Source organism: Actinacidiphila oryziradicis, from assembly GCF_005047355.1.
GTDB lineage: Bacteria > Actinomycetota > Actinomycetes > Streptomycetales > Streptomycetaceae > Actinacidiphila > Actinacidiphila oryziradicis.
Genome location: NZ_SUMC01000234.1, coordinates 1 through 4765, shown reverse-complemented (window position 1 = coordinate 4765; position 4765 = coordinate 1). Strand labels below are relative to the sequence as shown.

Sequence of the window (4765 nt, the reverse complement as noted above, 5' to 3'; positions counted from 1 at the left end):
GTGCAGATACGATGGCTCAAGGCCGTGCGGGCCCCTCTTGACGTCACAATCATGATCGTCTCGCACGGCCGTTTGCATGCTCAGACCGGGGTCTCAGCTACCGCGCACGACGTCGTTACCGTTCTGCAGCGACGTCTGGCCTCCAGCCCCGAGGCGATCTACAAGAGCCTCGTGCGGCGTACCGGGCGCCTGGAGCGTAGGAAGCAGGAGATCCTTAACGGTACTTCTCGCCAGAGCATGCCCACCGTCGACCTCGCCGACTTCGACAATGGCGACCTCAATGCCGAAGAGATCGAGGAGATCGAGGAGGAACTGCTCGATGCCGCGACGGCGGCGCAGACGGTCGATGAGTTCGACGCCGAGCTCATCGAGCTGAGGGCGTTGGTGAAGGCGGCGGAGCGGGTCCGCGAGGCGGGTACGGACCGCAAGTGGACCGAGCTGTCCGCCCTCCTCCGGGACCACGCTCTGGTGACGGACGCCGATGGCCGGCCTCGGAAACTCATCATCTTCACTGAGCACCGCGACACCCTCCACTATCTGCAGGGCAAGATCGGGCCGCTTCTGGGGAGGACCGATGCCGTCAAGGTCATACACGGCGGCGTACGTCGGGCCGAACGGCGGCAGATCACCGAAGAGTTCACCAAGAACCGCGATGTTCAGATCCTGCTGGCCACCGATGCCGCCGGCGAGGGACTCAACCTGCAGGCCGCACACCTGATGATCAACTACGACCTGCCCTGGAACCCCAACCGCATCGAGCAGCGCTTCGGCCGCATCCACCGCATCGGCCAGAAGGAAGTCTGCCGCCTCTGGAACCTCGTCGCCTCCAACACCCGCGAGGGCGAGGTCTTCACGCGCCTGCTGGAGAAACTCGACCAGATGCGCGAGACGTACGGCGGGAAGGTCTTCGATGTTCTGGGAGAGGCGTTCGCCGAGACCCCGCTGCGAGACTTGCTTCTCGATGCCATCCAGTACGGTGAGCAGCCAGAGGTCAAGGATCGGATGTATGAGGTCATCGACACCACCGTCGGAGACGGCCTCAAAGGCCTCCTGGACGAGCGTGCGCTCGCTTCGGAGCATTTCTCGGATGCCGATCTTCGTGCCCTGCGTGCCGCGATGGACGAAGCCCGCGCCCGACGCCTTCAGCCGCGCGACATCGAATCGACCTTCAAGAACGCCTTCACCCGGCTCGGTGGCCGGATCGTCAAGCGCGAACAGGGGCGTTACGAGATAGCCAACGTGCCCCAGCACATCCGCTCAGCAGGCAACGGACCGATTGCCACCAAGTACGACCGCGTCACCTTCGACCTCAGCCACGTCCAGCCTGACGACCGCGCCCGCGCCGACCTGCTCGCCCCCGGCCACCCGCTGCACGACGCCGTCATGAACGAAACCATCCGGAATTTCGGGGGCGCCCTTAACCAGGGTACCGTCCTCGTCTCGGCCACCCTCGAAGAACCGCACCTCCTCGTCGGGGTTGTCGAAGAGGTCGCGGACGCCACCGGTGAGTCGGTGGCCCGACGGTTCGCCTACGCCTATGTCGACAGCCACGGCACCGTGCACCCGGCCGGCCCCGCGCCGTACCTCGACTGCGCCGCGGTGCCCAACGGTGCGGCGGCCGACATCGCATGCGGACTTCCCTGGCTCGCAGACGCCGAAGACAAGGCAACCAGCTGGATCATCGCCAACCAGCTTCCCGAATACCTGGCCGAGGTCCAGCCCCGTCGCCTGGCAGAGTTGATCAAGGCCCGGGAACTGGTGACTAAGCGCCTGATCTCGGAGAGCGAGCGGCTGCTCCTCGATGCTGCGGCGGCCTCCGAGAAGGAACGGAAGGGCGAGAAGCCCAAGGAGTCCTCCGAGAGCCTCCACCGCAAGGCTGTCGAGCTCGATGTACGGCTTCGGAAACGTCTCGCACTGCTCGACCAGCAGCAACTGATGTCGACGAAGCCACCGCAGATCCTCACTGCGGCGCTTGTGCTGAGCGTTTCCGATCTACCCACTTGCGAGTGAAGATCGCTTTTGTGTGATAACTAGGAGGGCGTGAAGCGCGGCGGTAATGCGGTTCGGGGTGATCCTCAACAGGTCGAGCACCCGCCCCCAGCGCCCGAGTTCGGCGAAGACGCGCTCGGCAGGGGCGCGGAGCCTGGCGAGGGCAGAGTTGGCCTACTTCTCCCAGCCGTTGTGTCCCGGCCCTTCGGGAGCTTGATGGGAGTGCGCACAGTGCCAGCGGAGCCGGAGTCTGCGGTGGTCTCCACGTCGGCGTCGGTGACGGCCTGGGCGATGCCGCCGGCGTGGGCCGCCCGTCAGGTCGTGGGTCGATCCCGGGCGCGTCGCCGAGAAAGAGCAGTTCCCCGCTTGTGGTGGTCAGAGCTTGGGCATTTACGCCATGTGGTGGTGCTTGCCGCTGTAGAGGGGGTCGGGGTTGGCCTGCGTGGCCAGGCCGGCGCAGCGCCAGGTCGGGATCAGGGTGCCGTCCAGTAGCAGGCGGCGCTCTGCGCCCGAGGCCGCGATTGCCTCGGGCAGGGTGGGCGCGAGCGGAGCGAGGATCTCGATGCCCTCGTTTACCGGGCTTGTAGAACCGAGGGACAGTGGGTGGCAGCCTACGGCAGGCGCCAGCCCTCCGACTCTGCCTCTGCTGCGCCAGCAACTCGTTCAGGTCGGTACAGCAGCCCGCACATAACACCCTCATCGCCGGTTCCCACGTACTGCTGTACAGAACCGCCCACCAGGATTGGGCCTGGAGACACCTGGCTATGCTGCGGGTTGTCTTTGCGGAGGTTGGCGGACACCAACCTCCGCAACCCGCGGCGCAAGGTACGGCTGTCCTTCCTCAGCTGACCTGTGGGTATGCCCGCCGGCCCCCGTAAACTGCACGAGACAGGAGGCCGAGCCACAGCGACCGCCGGAGATGGTCCAGCGACCGGCCGGAGAGACTGTCGCGGACCGTTGGGACAAGGCCCTCGACGTGCAAGCGCGCAAGGAGATCCTCTTGAACTTCGGGGTGCGCGTGAATCCCCCGGGACAAGATCTTCTCCGAGAAGATCAGCACCCGGGTGCGGGTCCGCCCGCACTTCGAGGCCGCGCTCGCCGCCGCCCGGGAGATCAAGGCCCACGCGCCGCACTGCCGGGTGATCTTCACGGTGTACGAGATGAAGCGCCTCGGGCGGGATGCCGCCGAGCTGACCGCACTCGCCGATCACCTCACCGCGCACGGCCTGGTGCTGGAGATGCTCGCCGGGCCCCTGCAGGGGATGTACGACCCCAGCGGAACGGGGCCGCCTGCTGTTCGGGTTCTTCGCGGCGATCGCCCGAGACCGAGCGCGAGAGCATTCGCGAGGCCACCCTCGAAGGGCTGGACACCGCGGCCCGCAAGGGCAACCACGGCGGCCGACCTCCGGTCATCACCGATGACATGCTGCGCACAGTGCTCCGCCGCCGCGCGAACGGCGAGACGGTCGAGCAGATTCAGACCGACCTGATCATCCCCATAGGGAAGCGCAAGGGGCAGAACCCGAGCCTGTCGAGCATCTACCGGGCCCTCGCCGAGTACGACGAAGACCCAGGCGTACCCGGAGGCCATCACACAGGCGCACGCCGACTTCGCCGCCCTTCAACCGCGCGACCACAGTCCAGAGTAGTTACCCAGCCCTACACGCCACCTGGCCGGAGTTATAGGCGCGATGGGACGGACGGCCGATTTTTCTTGACCGCCTCGTCCAGAACGTAGTCGATTCTGGACGAGGCCGTCAAGAATGGGTATCGTGAGGCCATGGCACGATCCCGAAGCTTCGATGAAGGCGAGGTCCTGCGCGCCGCCAGGGACCAGTTCTGGTCGGCCGGTTACGCGGCGGCGAGGGTGGACGACATCGCCACGGCCACCGGTCTGGGCAAGGGCAGCCTCTACGGTGCCTTCGGCGACAAGCACCAACTGTTCCTGCGCACCTTCGACGACCATTGCGCCGGGCTGATCGAGGCCGTGCGCCGGGCGCTCGACGGCCCGGATGCCAGCGCCTTTGAACGGCTGCGCGCGCATGTACTGGCGGTGGCGAACGCCACCGCCTCGGACGTCTGTCTGCGTGGCTGTCTGCTCGCCAAGGGCACCGCCGAGCTGTCGGGACAGGATCCGGCCGTCGCGGCGACGGCCCGCCGGACGTTCGCAGCCATCGAGGAACTGATCTCTTCCTGCATCGCGGGAGCGCAGCGGGCGGGCGACATCAAGCAGGACGCTGACCCCACTCGACTCGCCGGACTCCTACTGGCTGTGCTGCGCGGGATCGAAGCGCTGGGCAAAGGCGGAAGCAGCCCCGACTCGCTGCGCGCGATCGCCGAAACAGCCTTGGCTGTCCTGCCCGGTCGTAGGGGTCCCGGTAGCTCTCGCGGAAAAAACAACACTAAGAGGCCGCGCGAATAGGTGGGGCGGCGTCGCGTGCCGAGCTGTGACATCAGCCGACTCCGTCGGCGGGGGCGTCTGGAAGTGTTGTCGTCGGTGTCGGTCGACGACTCTCCCCCAGACTCCGTCCGGGAGGTGCCCCCACCAAGCTCTCGGCTCCGCTCGAGCAGGGGGCACCCCCATCGCGTCGCATCCTCCCCCAGCTACCGCTGGGAGGTGCCCCCACCTTCCTCCACCCCACCTATTCGCGCGGCCTCTAACGACGTGGTGCTCGATTGAGGTCGGGCTGTGCTGGCCTGGCGGGTTGGCTGGTGGTTGATTACCGCATGGCCGCGCGGTCGGAGACCAGGCCGGCGATGGCTTGGTAGGTCTGGT

General features: G+C 66.7%; 3 protein-coding genes. All 3 read left to right on the top strand.

The window, feature by feature from the left end:
- Positions 1-2010, top strand: a 2010-nt coding sequence (locus FCI23_RS54075; RefSeq protein WP_136731540.1) for a helicase-related protein, incomplete at its 5' end; no start/stop codon positions are given.
- Positions 2011-3053: 1043 nt separating this feature from the next.
- Complete coding sequence (locus FCI23_RS54070; RefSeq protein ID WP_246144907.1) at positions 3054-3479, top strand: recombinase family protein; 426 nt, start codon at positions 3054-3056, stop codon at positions 3477-3479.
- 290 nt (positions 3480-3769) lie between these two features.
- Positions 3770-4411 carry a TetR/AcrR family transcriptional regulator gene (locus tag FCI23_RS54065; protein ID WP_136731539.1) on the top strand — a complete coding sequence of 214 codons (642 nt, stop codon included), beginning with the start codon at positions 3770-3772 and terminating at the stop codon, positions 4409-4411.
- Positions 4412-4765 lie beyond the last annotated feature (354 nt).